1 rRNA gene is annotated in these 639 nt (G+C 53.8%); it reads left to right on the top strand.

Going from position 1 to position 639, the window contains the following annotated elements:
- Positions 1 to 639 (top strand): 23S ribosomal RNA (locus C0T34_RS18075); the annotation flags it as partial.

Here is a 639-nt window from a genome sequence, read left to right as displayed (position 1 = left end):
TCGGGGACCGTGTCTGGTGGGTAGTTTGACTGGGGCGGTCTCCTCCTAAAGAGTAACGGAGGAGCACGAAGGTTGGCTAAGCATGGTCGGACATCATGCGGTTAGTGCAAAGGCATAAGCCAGCTTGACTGTGAGAGTGACGGCTCGAGCAGGTACGAAAGTAGGTCTTAGTGATCCGGTGGTTCTGAATGGAAGGGCCATCGCTCAACGGATAAAAGGTACTCCGGGGATAACAGGCTGATACCGCCCAAGAGTTCATATCGACGGCGGTGTTTGGCACCTCGATGTCGGCTCATCACATCCTGGGGCTGAAGTAGGTCCCAAGGGTATGGCTGTTCGCCATTTAAAGTGGTACGCGAGCTGGGTTTAGAACGTCGTGAGACAGTTCGGTCCCTATCTGCCGTGGGCGTTGGAAGATTGAGAGGGGTTGCTCCTAGTACGAGAGGACCGGAGTGAACGCACCACTGGTGTTCGGGTTGTCATGCCAATGGCATTGCCCGGTAGCTAAGTGCGGAAGAGATAACCGCTGAAAGCATCTAAGCGGGAAACTTGCCTCGAGATGAGTCTTCCCTGTCACCTTGAGTGACCTAAAGGAACGTTTAAGACTAAGACGTTGATAGGCTGGGTGTGTAAGCGTAG

The organism is Proteus sp. CA142267, assembly GCF_003336825.1.
Lineage (GTDB): Bacteria > Pseudomonadota > Gammaproteobacteria > Enterobacterales > Enterobacteriaceae > Proteus > Proteus terrae.
The sequence above is the reverse complement of the archived record's forward strand: the minus strand, read 5'-3'. Positions and strand labels throughout refer to the sequence as shown.